This window comes from Rathayibacter sp. Leaf299 (assembly GCF_001423055.1).
In the GTDB taxonomy this organism is placed as follows: Bacteria; Actinomycetota; Actinomycetes; order Actinomycetales; family Microbacteriaceae; genus Rathayibacter; species Rathayibacter caricis.
The window spans coordinates 514,066-535,241 of sequence record NZ_LMNT01000003.1; the positions used below are offsets into that span (position 1 = coordinate 514,066).

The following is a 21,176-nucleotide window of genomic DNA, read 5'->3' on the forward strand; positions in this document are numbered from 1 at the left end:
CACGCTAGACGTCGAGCGCGGCGGCGTCGTCGTCCCGGCGGCTGATCGGCGTGCGCCGACGGGATCAGAAGCCCAGTCGGCCCAGCAGCTTCGGGTCGCGCTGCCACTCCTTCGCGACCTTCACCCGGATCGAGAGGAACACGCGGCGGCCGAGGAGCCGCTCGATCTGCTCGCGGGAGACGGCGCCGACCTCGCGCAGGCGCTGGCCGCCCTTGCCGATGATGATGCCCTTCTGGCTGTCGCGCTCGACGAAGACGTTGGCGTAGATGTCGATGAACGAGCCGTCCTCGCGCTCGACCATGTCGTCGAGGGTCACGGCGAGCGAGTGCGGCAGCTCGTCCGAGACGCCCTCGAGGGCGGCCTCGCGGATGAACTCGGCGATGCGGGAGCCGAGGTCCTCGTCCGTCACGGCCTCCTCGGGGTAGAGGGCGGGCGACACGGGCATCAGGCGGAGGAGCTCCACGGCGAGCACGTCGAGCTGCTCGTCGGTCACGGCCGAGATCGGCACGATCGTGTCCCACTCCCGCAGCTCCGAGACGGCCAGCAGCTGCTTCGCGACCGACTTCTTCGACGAGAGGTCGACCTTCGAGACGATCGCGACCTTGCGGGCCCGCGGGAACGCGTCGAGCTGCTCGTTGATGAAGCGGTCGCCGGGGCCGATCGGCTCGTCGGCCGGGAAGAGCATCCCGATCACGTCGACGTCGCCGAGCGTGGAGGTGACGAGGGAGTTGAGCCGCTCGCCCAGCAGGGTGCGGGGGCGGTGGATGCCCGGGGTGTCGACCACGATCAGCTGGCCGTCGGGCCGGTGCACGATGCCGCGGATCGCGCGGCGGGTCGTCTGGGGCTTCGAGCTCGTGATGGCGATCTTCTCGCCGACGAGGGCGTTCGTCAGGGTCGACTTGCCGACGTTCGGGCGGCCGACGAACGACACGAATCCCGCTCGGAAGGGCGTCGTGGGCGGGCTGGTGTCGGTCATCGTGCGTCCTCGTTCTGTCTGTCCTCGGCGGGGGTGCCCGCTGCCCGGGCCCGGTCGGCACGTGCCTGGGCGGCCCGTCCGTCCCGCGCACGCGTGTCGCGCGAGCGGGGGTCCCGGCTCCGAGTATCCCCGGTCCGCGCGACCTCGGCGGCGTCCTCGCCGCCGTCGACCACGATCGGCACCGGGCCGGTGCCCGACTCGTTCGCGGGATCGTGGTCGGGATCGCGCCGCACCAGGACCGTCGAGATCGTGCCCCGGCGGGCGTCGGCCTGCTCCGCCTCGAGGATCACACCGCCGATCCGGGCGCTGGCTCCGCGATCCGGCAGTCGTCCGTAGGCCTTGGTGAGAAGTCCGCCGACCGAGTCGACGTCGTCGTCCTCGAGGTCGATCTCGAAGAGCTCGCCGAGCTCGTCGACCGGGAGGCGCGCCGAGACGCGGTACACGCCCGGCTCGATCTCCTCGAACAGGTCGACCTCGCGGTCGTACTCGTCCGAGATGTCGCCGACCAGCTCCTCGATGAGGTCCTCGAGCGTGACGAGTCCGGCGATGCCGCCGTACTCGTCGACGACCATCGCGAGGTGGTTCGACTCGAGCTGCATCTGGCGCAGCAGCTCGTCCGCCTTCTTCGACTCCGGCACGAAGAGCGCGGGCCGGGCGAGGTCGGCGACGACGTCGTCGTCGTCCGGGCGCTCGTAGGTGTGGCGGGCGACGTCGCGGAGGTAGAGCACGCCCAGCACGTCGTCGACGCCCTCGCCGATGACGGGGAGCCGCGAGATGCCGCGGCTGAGGAGGAGCCCCATGCCGGCTCCGATCGACGCGGTCGCCTCGATCGTCACCATGTCGGTGCGCGGCACCATCACCTCGCGGACGAGCGTGTCGTTGAACTCGAAGATCGAGTGGATGAGCTCGCGGTCGTCCTGCTCGAGGACGGACTGCTCGGTGGCCTCGTCGACCATGCTGAGCAGCTGCTCCTCGGAGGAGAAGCCCGCCGAGCGACCCGTTCCCGGAGTGACGCGGTTGCCGAGGGCCACCAGTCCGTGGGCCACGGGGCCCAGCGCGACCCGCAGGACGTGCACCAGGGACGCGCTCGTGGCCAGGACCGCCCGGGCGTGCGCACGACCGACGCTGCGCGGGCTCGAGCCCACCAGGACGAACGAGACGGCCGCCATGATCAGGATGGCCAGCAGCAGAGCGAGCCAGAGCTGGTCGACGACCACGACGAGCACCGTCGTGACGAACACGGCGGCGGTCGTCTCGGCGGCGATCCGCGAGAAGTTGACCACGTTGACGTGCGCGCTCATGTCGCCCGCGATGGCGCGCAGGGCGCGGGCGCTGCGGGAGTGGTTCGCCATCTCGAGCACGTCGCTGCGCGAGAGGACGCCCAGAGCGGCGTCGGTGGCGGCGAACCAGCCGCCGACGGCGACGAGCGCCAGAGCGGCGATGAGGAGCTGGAGGGTCAGCACGCCGAGGCCTAGCGGCGTCGCTCGCTGATGTGGAAGCCCACGAGGATGTCGCGCTGGATACCGAACATCTCGCGCTCCTCCTCCGCCTCCGCGTGGTCGAAGCCGAGCAGGTGCAGGAGCCCGTGCGCGGTCAGCAGCAGCAGCTCGTCGAGGACGGAGTGGCCCGCGGCCTCGGCCTGGGTCTGCGCGACCTGCGGGCAGAGCACGATGTCGCCGAGCAGGCCCGCCGGGGTCTGCTCGTCCTCGGTGCCGGGGCGCAGCTCGTCCATCGGGAAGCTGAGCACGTCGGTCGGGCCCGGCTCGTCCATCCACTGCACGTGCAGCTGCTCCATCGCGCCCTCGTCGACCAGGACGATCGCGAGCTCGGCGTCGGGGTGCACGTGCAGCGAGTCGAGCGCGTAGCCGGCGAGGCGCAGCAGCGCCGCCTCGTCGACGGGGACGCTCGACTCGTTGTTGATCTCGATGCTCACGGGGGCGGTGTTCCTCTTCGTCGGAGTGGGTCGGGTGCGCGGGTCAGCCGCGCGGGCGCTTGGGCTGCGCGTCGCCGGCGGAGCGGGGCGAGCCCGCGCGCCGCTCCGCGCGATTCGCGAACTCGCGTGCCTGCTCGCGCTCGTAGTGCTGCGCCTGCTTCTGCTGGTCGTACTCGGTGTACGCGTCCACGATGCGGCCGACGAGGCTGTGGCGCACCACGTCCTCGCTGGTCAGCCTCGAGAAGTGGATGTCGTCGATCCCGTCGAGCACGCGCGTGACGAGGCGCAGACCGCTGGCGCCGGTGGGCAGGTCGACCTGCGTGATGTCGCCGGTGATGACCATCCGCGAGCCGAAGCCCAGCCGGGTGAGGAACATCTTCATCTGCTCGGGCGTGGTGTTCTGCGCCTCGTCGAGCACGACGAACGAGTTGTTGAGCGTGCGACCGCGCATGTAGGCGAGCGGAGCGACCTCGATCGTGCCGGCGGCCAGGAGCTTGGGCACGATCTCCGGGTCCATCATCTCGTTGAGGGCGTCGTAGAGCGGGCGCAGGTACGGGTCGATCTTGTCGGTGAGCGAGCCGGGCAGGTAGCCGAGCCGCTCCCCCGCCTCCACCGCCGGGCGGGTCAGGATGATCCGCTCGACCTCCTTGCGCTGCAGGGCCTGGACGGCCTTCGCCATCGCGAGGTAGGTCTTGCCCGTTCCGGCGGGGCCGATGCCGAACACGATGGTGTTCTGATCGACGGCGTCGACGTACTCGCGCTGCCCGAGAGTCTTCGGGCGGATGCTCTTGCCGCGCGCGGTCAGGATCGCCTGCCCGAACGCCTCGGCCGGGCTGACCGGCCCGCCGCTCTCGAGGATGCGAGCGGACTCGCGGACTCCCTCGGGGTCGAGGTCGTGGCCGCCTGCTGTCATGGTCACCAGTTCTTCCACCAGTCGCGTCGCCGCGGAGACGGGTGCGCGCTCACCCTCGAGCGTCACCTCGTTGCCGCGCACGTGCACCTGGACGTCGGGGAATCGCGATTCGACTGCTCGGATGAGGCGGTCCTGAGGTCCGAGGAGGCGCACCATGGCGACTCCGTCGACGGCGACGACGCGCCGCGTCGGGCCGGGTGTCGTCGAGCCGGTCGCGAGCGACTCGGCGGTGGTCGGAGAGACGGGCTCGTCGCCCGCGTGGTCAACCGGTGGCAAGGGAGCCTTCCGTCAGGTGTCCGCCCAGGACGTGGGCGTGGACGTGGAACACGGTCTGGCCGGCCGCTTCGCCCGAGTTGAAGACGAGGCGGAACTGCCCGCCGCAGTGGGCGTCGGCCAGGGTCTGCGCGACCTGCACCATCTCAGCGAGGAGGGCCGGGTCGGCGGCGCCGAGCTCGGCGACCGTCGCGTACTCCTGGGTCTTGGGGAAGATCAGGAGGTGGACCGGCGCTTTCGGCGCGATGTCGGTGATGGCGAGAACCCGCTCGTTCTCGAACACCACGTCGGCGGGGATCTCGCCCCGGACGATGCGCGTGAAGACGGTGGGTTCGCTCATGCCTTCATCTTAAACGGCGGGCGGCCTCGAACGGGGCCCCGTTCGCCGTCAGCGCGCGCTCCGGCTACCAGCGGCCCAGCCTCGCCGAGAGCACGGCGATGGCCGCGGGGCCGGCGGTGGAGGTGCGCAGCACGGTGTCGCCGAGCGCGACGGCCTCGGCGCCCGCCTCCGCGAGCAGCCGCAGCTCCTCCGGAGCGACGCCGCCCTCGGGACCCACGACGAGCACGAGATCGCGACCGTCGGGCTCGATCGCCGACAGGCGGACCTCGGCCGACGGCTCCAGCACGAGGACGCGGTCGGTCGCCGCGCGGTCCGCGAGCGCGCGCGTCGACGCGAGCGGCGAGACCTCGGGCACCCGAGCACGGAGCGACTGCTTGCTCGCCTCGCGGACGATGCTGCGCCAGCGCTCGCGGCCCTTCTCCTCCTTGGGGCCGCTCCAGCGCGAGATCGAGCGGGCGGCCTGCCACGGCACCACTTCGTCGACCCCCAGCTCGGTCGCGGCCTGCACGGCCAGCTCGTCCCGGTCGCCCTTCGCGAGGGCCTGCACGAGCACGAGCCTCGGCGACGGCGCGGCCGCCTCCTCCACGGACTCGACGACGAGCACCACCCTCGACGGCTCCGAGCTCTCGACGACCGCCGTCGCGACGCGGCCGCGCCCGTCTCCGACGCGGATCGTCTCACCGGCGCGGATCCGGCTCACCGTGGCGGCGTGACGCGCCTCCGCGCCGGTCAGCGCGAGGCGACCGCCGACGACGACGTCGCCGGAGTCGAGCGATTCGTCGATGTAGTGGTGGGCCACGGCCGCGCTCCGATCAGCCGAGGAAGCGGTCGCGGAGCTTCGAGAAGAGGCCCTGCTGGAAGTGGGTCAGCGCGGGCTTCTGCGGCTTGTAGTGCTTTGCGAACTCCTGCACGAGCTCGCGCTCGCGGTGCCCGAGCTTGGTCGGGGTGACGACCTGGATGCCCACGCGCAGGTCGCCGCGGCCGTTGCCGCGCAGCTTCGTCACTCCGCGCCCCTTGATCGTGACGATCTCGGTGCTCTGCGTCCCGGGCTTGATCTCGATCTCGATGTCGCCGTCGAGCGCCGCGAGCGTCGTCGTGGAGCCGAGGATCGCGTCGGTCATCTGCACCTCGAGGGTGGCGAGCAGGTCGTCGCCGTTGCGGCTGAAGACGTCGTGGTGCTTGACCTTGATCTCGAGGTAGAGATCGCCGTTGGGGCCGCCCGCCGGGCCGACCTCGCCGCTGCCCGGCATCTGCAGGCGGAGGCCCGTGTCGACGCCCGCGGGGACGTCGACGGGGATCGTGCGGCGCGCGCGCACGCGACCCTGGCCCTGGCAGGTCGAGCACGGGGTGGCGATGACGGTGCCGTAGCCGCGGCACGTGCCGCAGGGGCTGGCCGTCATCACGTTGCCCAGCAGCGAGCGGACGGTGCGCTGGATCTGGCCGGAGCCGTGGCAGATGTCGCAGGTGACCGGCGAGGTGCCGGGCTGGCAGCACGAGCCCTGGCAGGTCTCGCAGAGCACCGCCGTGTCGACCTCGAGGTCGCGGTGCGTGCCGAAGATGACCTCGTCGAGCGACACCTCGACGCGCAGCAGAGCGTCCTGGCCGCGCTCGCGACGGGAGCGGGGCCCGCGGGACGAGCCCTGCGCACCCTGGCCGAAGAACGTCTCGAAGATGTCGCCGAATCCGCCGAAGCCCTGTGCGCCGCCGGGGAAGCCCTCCTGGGGTCCGCGGTCGTACTGCTGGCGCTGCTGCGCGTCGCTCAGGACGTCGTAGGCGTGCGTGACGAGCTTGAAGCGCTCGGAGGCGTCGGCGCTCGGGTTGACGTCGGGGTGGAGCTCGCGGGCGAGTCGGCGGTACGCCTTCTTGATCTCGTCGGCGGAGGCGTCGCGGGCGACGCCCAGCACTTCGTAGTGATCGGCCACAGGTGGCTTCGTCCTTCGTTCGTGGGTCGGTGCACCGGGCACGGCGGACCTGATGGGAGCCGGGGCGACCGGCGAGTCGGGAAGAGCGGGCTAGTCCTCGCCGAGGAGGCGGGAGAGGTAGCGGGCGACGGCGCGCACCGCGGCGATGTTGCCGGAGTAGTCCATCCTGATCGGTCCGAGGACCCCCAGGCGCGAGACCTGGCCGCCGGCGGTGTTGTAGCCGCTGGTGAGGACGGACGTCTCCTGGAGACCGAAGGGCGCGTTCTCGCGGCCGATGCGCACCGAGATGCCGCGCGGATCCGGGACCATCTCGGCGAACAGGCGCAGCAGCTCCACCTGCTCCTCGATCGCCTCGAGCACCGGGTAGATGCTGCCCGAGAAGTCCTCCTCGGTGCGGACGAGGTTGGCCGCGCCGGCCATCACCAGGCGGTCCTGGCGGTTGGCGCCGACCTGCTCGAGCAGGGTCTGCAGGATCGGGGCCAGGACGTCGCGCCGCTCGGGCGTGAAGCGCTCGGCGGCCGACTGCAGCGTCTCGGCGGCGGCCTGGAGCCCCAGGCCCAGGACGGCAGTGTTCAGCTTGGCGCGGATCTCGCCGAGGAACTCGTCGTCGATGTCGGCGGGGGTCTCGAGGACGCGCTGATCCACCCGGCCGGTGTCGGTGATGAGCACCGAGAGCAGGCGGCGCGGCGCGAGGGCGACGAGCTCCACGTGGCGGATCCGCGCGGCTCCGAACGAGGGGTACTGCACGAGGGCGACGCTGTTCGTGAGCTGCGAGAGCAGCCGCACGGTCTTCACCAGCACCTCGTCGAGATCGGGGCTCTGCCCGAGGAAGGTCTCGATGGCCTGCCGCTGCGCCGCGGTGAGCGGGCGCAGATCGGTGAGCCGATCGACGAAGAGGCGGTAGCCCTTGTCGGTCGGCACGCGCCCGGAGGAGGTGTGCGGAGCCGCGATGAGCTCCTCCTCCTCGAGCTGCGCCATCTCGTTCCGGATGGTCGCAGCCGAGACGCCGAAGGCGTGCCGCTCGACGATCGACTTCGAGCCCACGGGCTCGCGATGGGCCACGTAGTCCTGCACGATCACGCGCAGGACCTGGAGACCGCGCTCCGTCACCATACGACCGACCTCCCGCCGGGCTCCGCGTGCCTCGCGGCACGGACCACCGCGGCGCCGTCGCGCCGCTCGGAGCTTGGCACTCCGCAACTCCGAGTGCCAATCATACCCGCGAGCAGGGCCGCGGAGGGGTCCGACCGCGATCCGCGCGGTGGCGGGACAGCGCGCCGCACGACGTGCCACGATGGACGCCGTGCGCACGGGGGTCGCCCGGCGCGATCACGTCGGAATCAGGAGCCCACATGTCGACCACGCCGCCCCCTCCCCCGCCCCCCGCGTACAGCACTCCCGCGCCGCCGCTGAACCCGGCCGACGAGAAGACCTGGGCGATCGTCACCCACGTCCTCGGCATCTTCTTCAGCTTCATCCCGTCGCTGATCGTGTACCTGGTCTTCAAGGGCCGCGGGCCGTTCCTGGAGGCCCACGCGAAGACCGCGCTGAACTTCCACCTCACGACGCTGATCGCCTACGTGGCGGGCACGATCCTGTCGTTCGTGCTGGTCGGCTTCATCGTGTTCCTCGTGGTGCCGATCCTCGTGATCGTCTTCGCGATCATCGCCTCGGTGCGCGCGAGCGCCGGCGAGTACTACACGTACCCGCTGAGCATCCCGTTCTTCAAGTAGGTCCGGGAGTCGCGGGTCTCGAGACGCCCGCTGCGCGGGCTGCTCGACCGGTGGAGTGACGTCGCCCCCGCTGGTCGAGCAGCCGCCGCGGGCGGCGTTCCTCCTTGCTGGTCGAGTAGCCGCCGCGGGCGGCGTATCGAGACCCACGTCCTCTGCAGGGGTCGGTCTCGATACGCCCGCTGCGCGGGCTACTCGACCAGCAAGCACGAGATCACCGCACCCCCGCTGGTCGCGTCCCCGGGAACGGCGGGTCTCGAGGCGCCGGCTCAGCCGTCGGTCAGGCGTCGCACGACCGCGTCGGCCAGCAGACGGCCGCGCAACGTCAGCACCACGCGGCCCTGCAGTGCTGCGCGCCCCTCGATCAGCCGGTCGGCGATGAGGCCCGCGACCTCGCGGCGGCGCTCCGGATCGATGGAGTCGATCGGCAGCCCGTCCGACAGGCGCGAGCGCAGCAGCACGTCCTCGACTCCGCGCGTCGCCCCGTCGAGCGTCTCCCGGCCGGCCGCCGGGGAGGATCCCGCGCGGAGCCGGTCGGCGTAGGCCGCCGGGTGCTTCACGTTCCACCAGCGCACGCCGCCCACGTGGCTGTGCGCGCCCGGTCCGACGCCCCACCAGTCGTGCCCGAGCCAGTACGACAGGTTGTGCCGCGACCGGTGCGCGTCGTCGATCGCCCAGTTGCTCACCTCGTACCAGGAGTAGCCCGCACTCGCGAGTCGGGCATCCGCCAGCTCGTACATGTCCGCCGTCAGGTCGTCGTCGGGGGTCGCCACCTCGCCCCGCCGGATCTGGCGCGCGAGCTTCGTCCCGTCCTCGACGATCAGCGCATACGCCGAGAGGTGGTCGGGGCGGTTCGCCAGGGCGGAGTCGAGCGAGCGCTCCCAGTCGGCGAGCGACTCCCCCGGCGTGCCGTAGATGAGGTCGAGGCTCACCTGCAGGCCCGCCTCGCGCGCCCACTCGACCACCAGCGGGACGCGCTCGGGGTCGTGCGTGCGCTCGAGGGTCGCGAGCACGTGCGGCACGGCCGACTGCATCCCGAAGCTGACCCGCGTGAATCCCGCGTCGGCGAGCGTGCGCAGGTAGGCGGCGTCGACGGAGTCGGGGTTCGCCTCGGTCGTGATCTCGGCGCCCTCGGCGATGCCGAAGCGGGTGCGCAACCCGTCGAGCATGCGGACGAGGTCCTCGGCCGGGAGGAGCGTGGGCGTCCCTCCGCCGAAGAAGACCGTGGCGGCCGGCCGTTCGGGGAGCCCGGCACGCCGGAGCACCTCGGCGCCGAGGGTCATCTCGGCGACGGCCTGCTCGGCGTAGTCGGACTGCTTCGCTCCGCGCAGCTCGGTCGCGGTGTAGGTGTTGAAGTCGCAGTAGCCGCAGCGCACCCGGCAGAACGGGACGTGGACGTACAGGCCGAGGTCGCGCTGCTCCGCGCCCGTGGCGACGGAGGCGGGCAGGAGCCCGTCGAGCGGAGCGGGATCGGCGAGAGGGAGGGCGCTGCCCACGTCAGCTGACGCGCGCCGGGAGCAGGGCGCGCAGGTACTTCTTGACCTGCCTCTTCTGCACCGCGCGCAGCACGGGCGTGCCGAGCCGGTAGAGGCGGGTGGAGGGACGCGAGAAGACGCGGATGACGAGCCAGACGGAGTCGTCGGCCCGCTTCTCGACCACGAAGGACTCCTCGCCGCTCTCGGGATGCCCCTCGAGCGTGCCGTAGGCGAAGCCGACCTGATCGGGCTCGTCGACGACGTAGACGACGCGGACGGGGGCGTCGAAGGTCCGGCCGAGGAGGTCGATCTTGAGCACGGCGGTGACGCCGGCGGTGATGTAGGGGGTGCCGTCCGGGCCGAACCGCTCCTCCGTGGGGCGGCTCGTGAGGTCGATGGGGGTGCCGGCCGAATCGAAGTTGACGCCGGTGTACTGCACGCCGCTGCCGCTGGTGATGTCCTCGACGCGGATGCCGCTGCCGCGCTGCACGCCCCACGTCATGAGCGACGCGGTCGTGATGGCGAAGCGCTCGTCGCCCGAGCCCAGGCGCGCCTCGAACCGCTCCGCTGTGAAGCCGTCCGGCGGGTACTCGAGGAGGTCGGGGGCGAGGGTGCCGCCGACGGCCGCGTAGGTGACCTGCGGCTGCCCCTCGAAGCTCGAGCGCCGGACGCTCACTTCGCGGCCCCCGTCGCCGGTGCGGCCTCGCCGAGAGGTGAGGTCCTCGAGTCCGTCAGCATCGCCGATCCCGTCCCGCGGGCATGTCCGTCCATTCGACCCAGCGTATCCGACAGTGTGACGGGTGGGCCCGGTGCACGGGAAGAGCCCGGGCCCTCCCGCCGTCGGCAGGGAGGACCCGGGCTCCGGGGAGTCGACTCAGGCGCAGGGCGTGAGCTTCGCGACGGCGTCGGACAGGGTGCCCTCACCGCCGAGCAGGACGACCCGCGTCGTTCCCGCGTTCTTCAGGTCGTTCAGGACGGCCTGCGGGACGCAGTCCGGCCGGACGGCGAACAGGGGCGCGTTGGCGTAGCCCGCCGCAGCCGCTCCCGCGAGGGCGTCGGGGAACTTCTCACCGGTCGCGAAGAAGGCCGTCCTGGCCTTGCCGAAGGCCGCTCGGTTGAGCTGCTCCGACGTGTCGTAGCGGTCCGTTCCGCCGATGCGGGTCTTCTTCGCCACGGTGAGCGAGTTCTCGATGCCGGTGCTGACCGACAGCGCGCTGCCCGCGATGGTCAGATCGGTCACGCGCAGGCCCGAGACGATCCGCTGCGTCGTCACGTCGGCCGACGGCAGTCCGCCGTTGACGAGGACCACCGGGGCGTCGGACGAGCCGGCCGCCGCGCTGGCGCTCAGGGCGTCGGGGAACTTCTCACCCGTGGCGAGCCATGCGTCCGACGAACCGCCCGAGAAGACCCGCGAGATGAGCTGACGGGACGTGTCGTAGCGGTCCACTCCGCCGATGCGCACGGTCTTGCCGGCCGGCGCGTAGGCGGAGAGCTGGCCGAGGAGGCGGTCGCTGACGCTGAGCGCGGAGCCGACCACGACGATGTTCTTCGGCGCGAGGCGCGTCAGCTCATCCGTGACGACCTTGCTCACCGAGTCGGTGTCGACGAGCAGGAGCGGTCCGCCCTGCTTCGCCGCCGCCGGGCCGGCGCTGAGGGCGTCGGGGAAGTTCGAGCCGGTGGCGATGTAGACGACCGGGACGCCGGGGGTCCGGAAGACCGACTTGGAGACCTCGACGGCCGTTCCCTGGCGGTCGGTGCCGGCGAGGCGGGTGACGGTCGGGCCGCCGGCGGGCGGCGGGGTGACCGGCGTGCCGTCGACGGTGAGGGGTGCCCTGACTTGCACGACCGAGCCTGCCGGCTGCTCGTCGCCCTTGCTGACACCAGTGATCACGACGGAGGGCCCGGCGTCGGGCGTGCCCGTCTGACCCGCGTAGCTGTCGTAGAACGACTGCGGGGGGACCACCGAGATCGCCGAGGCGTCGCTGTTCGGAGTGATGGTCGCTGGGATCTCCGCGTTGGCGCCGGCGCCCACTCTCGCGCGGATGCCGGTGAGGTCGAAGAATCCGGGGACCCCGGACTCGAGCACGATGGCGTCGCCCGCGGCAACGGTCGACGGGCGTTCTCCGCCAGCCCAGAAGACGCCGGCGTTCAGCTTCGACTCGGCGACGGAGGTGGACAGATCGACGATGCTGTCGACTCCCGGGGCAGGGGCAACGATTCTCACGAAGGTGTCGACATCGAGGACGAAGCCGGTGTTGGTGAGAGTGGCGTTCTTCGGGATGACAGCGTCCTCGGCGGGTTGAACTGCATCGCCGAGGGAAATCCTGGCCCCGGGCACGTTGAAGGAGCTGAGCGGCTCGTCCAAGGCCAGGGTGACCGAGTTCGTCTTTTCGTTCAGTGTGGCATCGCCCGTGAGGAGGATGCCGTCGCCGTCCTGGATCTCCCATGCGATGGTCTCGTAGGCGGGGTGGGACCACTCGGTGAATGCCGCGGGCTTCGATGTCGACGGCAGGACGATCTCCAGCGTTTCTGTGTCCCCAGGCACGTCCTGCGCTTGCGCAATGGAGTACCGGTGCGCATCCGACCACTGATACGGCGCGGGCGAGACCGGCACCGTCCGGTTGATCGCGGCCGCCGGTCCTGCTGCGGCGAGCGTGCTCGCCGCCACTGCCGCGACTCCGGCGAGCGCTACTGCCGCTCGCACCCTGTTCCTGTTCGAGACTTGCGCGCGCGTGAGCTGCACGGTCCCCACCCTCCGTTTAATCGATGAAGGGCCGACCATCGACGCTCGAGCCCCCCGTGCAGATGACCTGCAGCCGCGTCTGGCGTCTGAAAGCTATCGGGGTATCCGGTGCGGCCGCAACGTCCCCCGTCCGGGGACGTCACACAAGCGGAGGGAGAACGCTACTTCTTGTCCTTGGTCTCGACGTCGCCCGAGAGCGCGGCGATGAACGCCTCCTGCGGCACCTCGACGCGGCCCACCATCTTCATGCGCTTCTTGCCCTCCTTCTGCTTCTCGAGGAGCTTGCGCTTGCGGGTGATGTCACCGCCGTAGCACTTGGCCAGGACGTCCTTGCGCATCGCGCTGATCGACTCGCGCGCGATGATGCGGGCGCCGATCGCGGCCTGGATGGGGACCTCGAACTGCTGACGCGGGATGAGCTTCCGCAGGCGTCCGGTCATGAGGACCCCGTAGGCGTAGGCCTTCTCCCGGTGCACGATCGCGCTGAACGCGTCGACCTGCTCGCCCTGGAGCAGGATGTCGACCTTGACGAGGTCGGCCTCCTGGTCGCCGGCCGGCTCGTAGTCGAGCGAGGCGTAGCCGGCGGTCTTGGACTTGAGGTTGTCGAAGAAGTCGAAGACGATCTCGCCGAGCGGCATGTGGTACCGGATCTCGACCCGGTCCTCGCCGAGGTACTCCATGCCGATCAGGGTGCCGCGCCGGCTCTGGCACAGCTCCATGATCGTGCCGACGTAGTCCTTCGGCGCGAGGATCGCGGCCTTGACGATCGGCTCGGTGACCGAGGCGATCTTGCCGCCGGGGAACTCGCTCGGGTTCGTCACGGTGACGGTCTTCTTGTCCTCCGTGGTCACCTCGTAGATGACGGAGGGCGCCGTGGTGATGAGGTCGAGGCCGAACTCGCGGTCGAGGCGCTCGGTCACGATCTCGAGGTGCAGCAGTCCCAGGAAACCGCAGCGGAATCCGAAGCCCAGCGCGACGGAGGTCTCGGGCTCGTAGACGAGCGCCGCGTCCGAGAGCTTGAGCTTGTCGAGGGCCTCGCGGAGGTCGGGGTAGTCGCTGCCGTCGATCGGGTAGAGGCCCGAGAAGACCATGGGGAGCGGCTCGGTGTAACCGGGCAGCGCCTGCGTCGCGGGCTTGGCCGCGGTCGTGACGGTGTCGCCGACCTTCGACTGGCGGACGTCCTTCACTCCGGTGATCAGGTAGCCCACCTCGCCGACCGCGAGGCCCTTCGTGGCGACCGGCTCGGGGCTGGAGACGCCGATCTCGAGGATCTCGTGCGTCGCCCGGGTCGACATCATCTGGATCTTCTCGCGCGGCGAGAGCTTGCCGTCGATCATGCGGACGTAGGTGACGACTCCGCGGTAGGCGTCGTAGACCGAGTCGAAGATCATGGCGCGCGCGGGGGCGTCGGCGTCGCCGACGGGCGGCGGGATGAGCTGCGTGACGCGGTCGAGGAGGGCCTCGACGCCCATGCCGGTCTTGCCCGACACGCGCAGCACGTCGTCGGGGTCGCCGCCGATGAGGCTGGCGAGCTCCTTCGCGTACTTGTCCGGGTCGGCGGCGGGGAGGTCGATCTTGTTCAGGACCGGGATGATCGTGAGGTCGTTCTCGAGCGCGAGGTAGAGGTTCGCGAGGGTCTGCGCCTCGATGCCCTGCGCAGCGTCGACCAGGAGGATCGCGCCCTCGCAGGCGGCCAGCGAGCGGCTCACCTCGTAGGAGAAGTCGACGTGCCCGGGGGTGTCGATCATGTTGAGGGCGAAGGTCCGGCCCTCGTGCTCCCACGGCATGCGCACGGCCTGCGACTTGATGGTGATGCCGCGCTCGCGCTCGATGTCCATCCGATCGAGGTACTGCGCGCGCATGGCACGGTCCTCGACCACGCCCGTGATGCCCAGCATGCGATCGGCGAGGGTGGACTTGCCGTGATCGATGTGGGCGATGATGCAGAAGTTGCGGATGGACGCCGGATCGGTCGCGGCGGGCTCGAGCCCGAGGTGTGCACGTGGAGACATCGTGGGGCCATTGTCCCACGGCCGGGGTGCGGCGGCGGGCGGGCGCCGTGACGGGCTCCCTCGATGGTCTACAGGTCGAGGCCGTAGGTGCGCGTCGGCTCGACGCCCGGCGGGTTCTCGCGCTCGGCCAGGCGGACGAAGCCCATGCTCTCGTAGAGGGCGTGCGCGGCGACCATGTCGGTCCCGCTGTTCATGACGACGCGCTCGAGGCCGCGCTCGCTCGCGAGCATCACCACGAACTCGGTGAGCAGGCGCCCGAGGCCGCGCCCGCGCGCCTCCGGGGCGACCGCGAGCAGCCGCCAGTCGAGCTCGCCGGGGCGGCCGAGGGAGTAGAGGTTCGCTCCGGGGGCCGCCGTGGTGACGGTCGCGAGGATCCGGCCGTCGGGGTCCTCGGCGACCCAGACCTCGCCCTCGCGGTCGTGCCGGGCGACGTCCGCGACGTCGGCCGCGTACTCCTCCCCCAGCGCGTAGTCGTGGGCGTACGCGGCGAGGCGGAGTCGCGAGACCTCCGCGTGCTCGTCCTCGCGCACGCGGCGCACGAGGATCCCCTCCGCGCTCACGGGCGGACCGGAGCAGGCAGCGTGCGCAGGCCGTGCTCGATGTCGGCCGGATCCGCCGCGAGGCAGATCCGGATCCAGCCCTCGCCCGTGCGACCGAAGGCGCTGCCCGGAGCGACGGCGACGAGCGTCTCGAGGAGGAACGCCTCGACCCACGAGGCGACGTCTCCGCCGGTCGCGTGCGACATGTCGATCCAGAGGTAGAAGGCGCCCTCGGGCTCGCGGAAGCGGATACCGCGCTCGTCGAGGATCGCCGTGGCGAGCCGCAGGTTCGCGAGGTAGTGCGCGGAGGCCTCCGCCACCGCCTCCTGCGGACCGGTCAGGGCGGCGAGTGCCGCGCGCTGATCGGGAGAGGCGACGCAGCTGATCGCCGCCTCCTGCACGGTGACCATCGTCGCGGTCATCCCGGGCGGGGTGACGAGGTAGCCGACGCGCACGCCGGTCATCGCGTACGACTTCGAGAACGAGAAGACGCTGAAGACGCGGTCGTCGTCGTGGCCCAGCTCCTGCGCGATGCTCGCGAGGCTCGTGTGCGGGCGTCCGTAGGTGAAGTACTCGTAGACCTCGTCGCTGATGATCCACAGGTCGTGCCGCCGGGCGAAGTCGAGGAGGCGCTCGAGCAGCGGGCGCGGGAGCACGACTCCGAGCGGGTTCGACGGGCTGTTCACGATGATCACGCGAGTGCGATCGGTGACGATGCGCTCGAGCTCGTCGAGGTCGGGGAGGAAGCCGTTCTCGGGACGGAGCGTGTACGGCACCGGGACGGCCTCGATCATCCGCGCATTCATGGTGAACGTGGTGTAGCCCGGATCCGGGACGAGGACCTCGTCGCCCGCGCGCAGCGTCAGCGTCATCGCCTGGTAGAGCGCCTGCGTGCCGCCGACGGTGAGCCAGACCTGCTCGACGTCGGCCGTGATCCCGTTGTCGCGGGCGAGCTTGTCGACGATCGCGCGCCGCAGCTCGGGGATGCCTCCGTTGGGGCCGTAATCCGTGTCGTCGGCCGCCCACGCGGCGCGCGCGGCCTCGATGATGTGCGGAGCGGTCGGCACGTCGGGCTCGCCGACGCAGAGGAAGGTGACGCCCTCGAGACGGAGGGCGATCTCGAAGAGGCGGCGGATGCCGGACGGCGGCACCGCGGGGATGTGATCGGCGAGACGTGGCATCGCTGATCACCGTATCGCCCGAGCGCGCCCCTGCCCGCTTCCGCCCGGCGGGGCGCGGTTGAAGCGGGAGGACGGGTGCGCTAAAGTTCCTTGTTGGCTTGCGCTCCACCACCGGCACGTGTGTGGAGTGATCAGAAGCCGGCGACCTCCAGTCGCACCGGGACGGCCCGCGCCGCCCGGAAGGGGCACTCCGACGAGTAGCCGGCTGCACACACGCACATTCGAGAAAAGGTAATCCACGTGGCAAACATCAAGTCGCAGATCAAGCGCAACCTCACCAACAAGAAGGCGAACGAGCGCAACAAGGCCGTCAAGAGCCAGCTCAAGACCGCCGTCCGCTCGGTGCACACCGCCATCGCCTCCGGCGACGCCGCCCAGGCCGCGACCGCCCTCGCGTTCGCCGCCAAGAAGCTCGACAAGGCCGCCAGCAAGGGCGTCATCCACAAGAACCAGGCCGCGAACCGCAAGTCGGCCATCGCGAAGCAGGTCGCGGCGCTGTAACGCTGCGCTTCGCTGCAACGACGAAGGGTCCGGCCGATGGCCGGGCCCTTCGTCGTTTCCGCTTCGCGGTCGACGAGCTCCTCGTTCCTCGTCGCTCGTCGCGCGGTCGGCTCTCGCAGGCGGTCGCGGTGGGAGGAGCGGTCTGCGTTCCGCGTACCTCGATCCGCTCGCACGCGGATCGAGGGTGACGCTGCGGGGACGCAGGCTGGTTGAGGAGGGCTCCCGCTGCGCGGGTCGGGTACGCCTGCGGGGGCGTGGGGTGATTCGGAAGTCGAGGGGGGCTCCCGCTGCGCGGGTCGGGTACGCCTGCGGGGGCGTGGGGTGATTCGGAAGTCGAGGGGGGTGAGTTCGATGGACGACGCGGCCGCCCTTCGGCTGGTCGAGTAGCGCCGGAGGCGCGTATCGAGACCCGACGAGTCCGGGAGGACGGGGATCTCGATACGTCCGCTGCGCGGACCACTCGATCAGCAGAAGAGGGGGACGGAGCAGCGCCTCGCCGGGCCTCCGCCTCCGGACCCGGTGGTCGAGTAGCCCCGCAGGGCGTACCGAGACCCCTCGTCAGTTGTGCAGGCCGCGGGCGGAGATGACGGAGACCATGCGCTCGAGGGCGTAGACGGGGTCGCGGCCGCCGCCCTTGACGTTCGCGTCGGCGTCGGCGACGGTCTCGATGGCGGTGCCCAGTCCGTCGCCGGTCCAGCCCTGCAGGTCGCGGCGGGCGCGGTCGACCTGCCAGGGGGCGAGGCCGAGACGCGAGGCGATCTGGCCGGAGCCCTCGCGGGAGCCGGCCACCTTCGCCATGGTGCGGAGCTTGCTCGCGAAGGCGGCGACGATCGGCACGGGGTCCGCTCCGGACGCCAGCGCGTGGCGCAGGCCCAGCAGCGCTTCTCCGTGCCGCCCCGCGATCGCCGCATCGGCGACGGTGAACGCGGTCGTCTCGACACGGCCGCCGTAGTACTGGGCGACGGTCGCCTCGGTGATCTCGCCCGAGGCGTCCGAGATCAGCTGCTGGCACGCGGACGCGAGCTCGTCGAGGTCGTCCGAGAAGGCCGACACGAGGGCGCGGACCGCGCCGGTCGTCGCTGTTCGACCGGCGGAGCGGAACTCGGCGACGGCGAAGTCGACCTTGTCGCTCTCGCGCTTGAGCTCGGCGCAGACGATCTCGATGCCGCCGCCCGCGCCCGAGCGGATCGCGTCGAGCAGCTTCTTGCCGCGGTTGCCGCCGCCGTGCCGCAGCACCACGGTCGCTCCGTCTGCGGGCGACGACAGGTACTCCACCGCCTCGATCAGGAAGGCGTCGGTGCACTTCTCGACGTTCGAGACGCGCAGCAGACGCGGCTCGTCGAACAGGGAGGGGCTCGCGAGCGTCAGGAGCTCACCGGGAGCGTAGCCTCCGGCGTCGATGTCGCTGACCTCGAGGCTCGGATCCTCGGCGCGGAGGAAGTCGCGGAGGAAGCGCAGCGCGCGATCGGCGAGGAACTGCTCGGGTCCGGTGATCAGGACGACGGGGGCGGGCCTCGTCTCGTTCCAGGCGAGCTGCGGGATCGCCGCCTTCGAGGGCGCCGCCTTCGCGCGCGCGGGGGCTCTGCCTGCCATGCCGTCGTCCTTCCGTCGCCCGCCCGATCGAGCGCCCTCCACCCTACGGTCTGCCCGTGCCCGCCCGAGGCGGCGGGGACGGCCGTCGGACCGCTCGCCCACACCGCGATCCCGTCGCTGCGCGAAGCCAGGACGACCGTACCCTCGACGTCCGACCTCAGCGCCTCGACCCCGCGTTCGGCGAGGAGGGTCAGCAGCGAGGGCGCCGGATGCCCGTAGTCGTTGTCGGCGCCGACGGAGACGAGACCGGCACCGGCGTCGAGTGCGTCATAGAGGGCGGGCGCCTGATCCGCCGAGCCGTGGTGCGCGACCTTGACCACGTCGACCGGTCCGATCGGAAGCCGCGCGAGGCGCCCCTGCTCCTCCGCACCCAGGTCGCCCAGCAGGGCGATCGACAGGGGCCCGCCGACCGAATCGGGGCCGATGTCGACGCGCAGGGTCACGCTGGCCGCGTTCCCCCGCAGCGAGCTGCCCCGCTCGGGCCACAGGACCCGCCAGCGGAGCGACCCCAGGGCGCCCTCCTCGCCCCGCTCCGTCTCGCGCACCTCCGCCCCCGCGTCGCGGAGGACGCTCCGGTCGCGCTCGTCGCCGATCTCGGCGGAGGGACCGACGATCGCGGAGTCGACCCGGTGGGCCGCGGCCTCGAGCCCGCCGACGTGGTCGAGGTCGTAGTGCGTCAGCACGAGCAGGGCGATCCGGTCGACTCCGAGGAGGGACAGGCAGGCGTCGAGACGCTCCGGGAGCGGCCCTGTGTCGACCAGCAGCACTCCCCCGTCGCCCCGGAGGAGGATCGCGTCGCCCTGGCCCACATCGCACATCGCGACCCGCCAGTCCTGGGGAACGGACCCGGAGCGCAGCAGCGGCGTGGCCACTCCGGCCGCCGCCGTGCCCGCGAGCAGGGCGGCGAGCGCGGCCGCGACCGCGCGGCGCAGCACCGCGAGGCGACGCGTCCGCGTCAGCAGGAGCAGCGCGAGGACGGTCAGCACGGTGAGGGCGAGCACCCCGGCGAGCCCGGGCCACCAGGCGAGCCGGGGCATCGGCCAGCTCGACACCGCGCGGGCGATCGACGCGATCCACCAGGTCGGAACCGCGGCGAAGCGGATGGCCGCATCGGCCCCCCACGGCCACCACGGCGCGAGCAGGCACCCGATCAGTCCGAGCCCCGTCGCGAGAGGAGCCGCCGGTTCGGCGAGCAGGTTCGCCAGGACGCCGTAGACGGGGACGGTGGGGTCCACCAGCAGCACGACGGGCTGGCAGGCGAGCTGGGCGGCCGTCGGCACTGCGAGCACGAGTGCGAGGGGCCGGGGCAGCACCTCGCCGAGTCGGCGCGCGATCGGCTCCGCGAGCAGCAGCAGACCGGCCGTGGCCAGCACCGACAGCACGAAGCCGAGCTTCCCCGCGATGGCCGGATCGGCGATCACGAGCAGGACGACGCTCGCCAGCAGCGCCGGCACCGCGGCTCCCGACCGCCTCCCCAGACGGGCCAGCAGCACGACGGTCGCCATCGTCGCCGCGCGGACGACGCTCGGCTCGGGGGTGACGAGGACGACGAAGGCGGCGAGGGCGAGCAGGGCGCTGAGGGTGCGGAGGAGCCGGTTCACGCCGAGCAGCGACGCCAGCAGCCAGCCGGCGACGACCACGACCGCGCAGTTCGCGCCGGAGACCGCGGTCAGGTGGGTGAGGGAGGCCGTTCGCATGTCCTCCTCGAGGTCGGCGGTGAGCGCGGTCGTGTCACCCGTCGCGAGACCGGGCAGCAGACCCGCCACGTCACCGCCGAGGACGGCCGTGCGCTCGAGGAAGCTCGAGCGCAGCACTTCCGCGACGGCGGCGATCCCCGTCGGCGCGCTCCGGTCGAGGATCCCGGACGCCGTGACGAGCGTGCGCTCCCCCACGGGGTCCCGGGGTCCGCCGTCGGCCCGTGCCTCCAGCAGGAGCTCGGAGCCGACCGGGACGCGCCCTCCCGGCTCCGCCAGGAAGACCCTCACGGGCGCGGCGATCTCCTCGGCGTCGATCGAGAGCGCGACGGCGTCGAACCAGACGCCGCCCGTCGCGAGCGGGCGCGCCGCGGTCTCGACCCGGATCTCGAGCGCGATCCGGGTGCGCCGTTCGGCCGCCTCGACGAGCGGCTCCGGATGCGCCCCCGGTGCCGAGAGGACGACCGCGGTGATCGCGAGGGCCGCTCCCGCCGCCGGGACCGCGACGACGGCGAGGAGCGTCCGCCGACCCGGGAGGAGGACGAGGAGCGCGAGGAGGAGGGCGACGGCGGCCCAGGCCGCGAGCAGCATCCCCGGACCGGCGGCCGACACGACCGAGACGGGCAGCAGCCCGCAGAGCGCGGCCGCCGTCCAGGTCAGCACCGCCACCGGGAGCAGCCGCAGATCCGCCGCCCTCACGGCGCCACCTGGTCGCGGAAGCCCTCGAGCGTCTTCTCGCCGATCCCGGGGACTTCGAGCAGCTGATCGACGGACGCGAAGGGACCGTTCGCCTCGCGGTAGGCGATGATCTTCGCCGCGGTCGCCGGACCCACCTCGGGCAGCTCCTCGAGCTGGGCGGCCGTCGCCGTGCTGAGGCTGATCGGGCCCGAGCCGGCGACGGCACCGGGAACCGCTCCCGGCGCGGGGGCCGCACCGACCTCGGGCACGATCAGCTGCTCCCCGTCGACGATCCGTCGCGCGAGGTTCACCGCGTCGCTCTCCGCCGCCTCGGTCAGCCCTCCGGCCGCCGCGAGCGCGTCCGCGACGCGTGCTCCCTCCTTCATCAGGTAGAGCCCCGGAGCGACGACCTCCCCCGCGACGTGCACGTAGAGCGTCGGCGGACCGGTCGTGGCCGCCGCGGAGGGCGGCGCGGTACCGGCGGACGACGCCACCGGCAGCACGCGGCTCCTGCCGCTCGCCTGAGCCCCGGCCAGGAGCACGGCGATCACGGCCGCCGCGAGGACGAGCACGACGGCGGCGCCCATCCCCATCCGCCAGCGCGCCCGGGGACGCCGCGGGCGCAGCAGGAGGGCGAGGTCGTCCGTCTCGTCGCTCGTCCGCATCCGAGAAC

General features: G+C 71.9%; 19 protein-coding genes. 2 read left to right on the top strand and 17 right to left on the bottom strand.

The genetic code is table 11. The annotated features are described in order from the left end of the window. Positions 1-64: 64 nt before the first annotated feature. The 8 genes from era to hrcA all read right to left on the bottom strand — a co-directional run bounded on the left by era (position 65) and on the right by hrcA (position 7,470). Complete coding sequence (gene era, locus ASF48_RS14055; RefSeq protein ID WP_055792880.1) at positions 65-976, bottom strand: GTPase Era; 912 nt, start codon at positions 974-976, stop codon at positions 65-67. Further along, entirely contained in the window at positions 973-2,439 is a 1,467-nt protein-coding gene (locus ASF48_RS14060) for a hemolysin family protein (RefSeq protein WP_082481493.1), read from the bottom strand. The genes era and ASF48_RS14060 overlap by 4 nt, the downstream gene beginning before the upstream one ends. A gap of 8 nt (positions 2,440-2,447) precedes the next feature. Then, positions 2,448-2,909 carry an rRNA maturation RNase YbeY gene (gene ybeY / locus ASF48_RS14065; protein ID WP_055792884.1) on the bottom strand — a complete coding sequence of 154 codons (462 nt, stop codon included), beginning with the start codon at positions 2,907-2,909 and terminating at the stop codon, positions 2,448-2,450. 43 nt (positions 2,910-2,952) lie between these two features. After that, positions 2,953-3,978, bottom strand: coding sequence for a PhoH family protein (locus ASF48_RS14070; RefSeq protein WP_082481536.1), 1,026 nt, complete (start codon positions 3,976-3,978; stop codon positions 2,953-2,955). 106 nt (positions 3,979-4,084) lie between these two features. Next, a complete protein-coding gene (locus ASF48_RS14075; RefSeq protein WP_055792890.1) occupies positions 4,085-4,435 on the bottom strand; it encodes a histidine triad nucleotide-binding protein in 351 nt (116 codons plus the stop codon). A 64-nt stretch (positions 4,436-4,499) separates the two neighbouring features. Continuing rightward, positions 4,500-5,234: a 16S rRNA (uracil(1498)-N(3))-methyltransferase gene (locus ASF48_RS14080; protein WP_055792894.1), complete on the bottom strand. Its 735-nt coding sequence runs from the start codon at positions 5,232-5,234 to the stop codon at positions 4,500-4,502. Between the two features lie 13 nt (positions 5,235-5,247). Continuing rightward, positions 5,248-6,357 (bottom strand): molecular chaperone DnaJ, encoded by a 1,110-nt coding sequence (gene dnaJ, locus ASF48_RS14085; RefSeq protein WP_055792897.1) that lies wholly within the window; start codon positions 6,355-6,357, stop codon positions 5,248-5,250. 90 nt (positions 6,358-6,447) lie between these two features. Then, on the bottom strand, positions 6,448-7,470 hold the full coding sequence (hrcA, locus tag ASF48_RS14090) for a heat-inducible transcriptional repressor HrcA (protein WP_055792900.1): 1,023 nt from the start codon (positions 7,468-7,470) through the stop codon (positions 6,448-6,450). A gap of 239 nt (positions 7,471-7,709) precedes the next feature. Here hrcA and ASF48_RS14095 point away from each other — a divergent pair, with 239 nt between their 5' ends. Further along, positions 7,710-8,090: a DUF4870 domain-containing protein gene (locus ASF48_RS14095; protein WP_055792903.1), complete on the top strand. Its 381-nt coding sequence runs from the start codon at positions 7,710-7,712 to the stop codon at positions 8,088-8,090. Between the two features lie 266 nt (positions 8,091-8,356). Here the strand turns inward: ASF48_RS14095 and hemW are convergent, their stop codons facing one another. The 6 genes from hemW to ASF48_RS14125 all read right to left on the bottom strand — a co-directional run bounded on the left by hemW (position 8,357) and on the right by ASF48_RS14125 (position 16,037). After that, a complete protein-coding gene (hemW, locus tag ASF48_RS14100) occupies positions 8,357-9,583 on the bottom strand; it encodes a radical SAM family heme chaperone HemW (protein WP_055792906.1) in 1,227 nt (408 codons plus the stop codon). A gap of 1 nt (position 9,584) precedes the next feature. Beyond that, positions 9,585-10,238 carry a DUF1990 family protein gene (locus ASF48_RS14105; protein WP_055792909.1) on the bottom strand — a complete coding sequence of 218 codons (654 nt, stop codon included), beginning with the start codon at positions 10,236-10,238 and terminating at the stop codon, positions 9,585-9,587. A gap of 198 nt (positions 10,239-10,436) precedes the next feature. Then, positions 10,437-12,266, bottom strand: a complete 1,830-nt coding sequence (locus ASF48_RS14110) for a cell wall-binding repeat-containing protein (RefSeq protein WP_157603171.1) — start codon at positions 12,264-12,266, stop codon at positions 10,437-10,439. A 200-nt stretch (positions 12,267-12,466) separates the two neighbouring features. Beyond that, the gene (gene lepA / locus ASF48_RS14115) at positions 12,467-14,317 is read right to left on the bottom strand and encodes a translation elongation factor 4 (protein WP_055792916.1); all 1,851 of its coding nucleotides are present in this window, start codon (positions 14,315-14,317) and stop codon (positions 12,467-12,469) included. A 68-nt stretch (positions 14,318-14,385) separates the two neighbouring features. After that, entirely contained in the window at positions 14,386-14,877 is a 492-nt protein-coding gene (locus tag ASF48_RS14120) for a GNAT family N-acetyltransferase (protein WP_055792917.1), read from the bottom strand. After that, positions 14,874-16,037: a pyridoxal phosphate-dependent aminotransferase gene (locus ASF48_RS14125; protein ID WP_055792920.1), complete on the bottom strand. Its 1,164-nt coding sequence runs from the start codon at positions 16,035-16,037 to the stop codon at positions 14,874-14,876. Before ASF48_RS14125 ends, ASF48_RS14120 begins: the two co-directional genes overlap by 4 nt. Positions 16,038-16,277: 240 nt before the next feature. Here ASF48_RS14125 and rpsT point away from each other — a divergent pair, with 240 nt between their 5' ends. Then, on the top strand, positions 16,278-16,538 hold the full coding sequence (gene rpsT, locus ASF48_RS14130; RefSeq protein ID WP_055792923.1) for a 30S ribosomal protein S20: 261 nt from the start codon (positions 16,278-16,280) through the stop codon (positions 16,536-16,538). A gap of 558 nt (positions 16,539-17,096) precedes the next feature. Here rpsT and holA read toward each other — a convergent pair. Genes holA through ASF48_RS14145 form a run of 3 tightly spaced genes read right to left on the bottom strand, consistent with a single transcriptional unit; the run spans position 17,097 to position 21,168 of the window. Beyond that, positions 17,097-18,131 (bottom strand): DNA polymerase III subunit delta, encoded by a 1,035-nt coding sequence (gene holA, locus ASF48_RS14135; RefSeq protein ID WP_055792927.1) that lies wholly within the window; start codon positions 18,129-18,131, stop codon positions 17,097-17,099. Next, a complete protein-coding gene (locus ASF48_RS14140) occupies positions 18,032-20,524 on the bottom strand; it encodes a ComEC/Rec2 family competence protein (RefSeq protein WP_055792929.1) in 2,493 nt (830 codons plus the stop codon). Before ASF48_RS14140 ends, holA begins: the two co-directional genes overlap by 100 nt. Continuing rightward, the gene (locus ASF48_RS14145; protein WP_055793217.1) at positions 20,521-21,168 is read right to left on the bottom strand and encodes a ComEA family DNA-binding protein; all 648 of its coding nucleotides are present in this window, start codon (positions 21,166-21,168) and stop codon (positions 20,521-20,523) included. The genes ASF48_RS14140 and ASF48_RS14145 overlap by 4 nt, the downstream gene beginning before the upstream one ends. Positions 21,169-21,176: the final 8 nt, after the last annotated feature.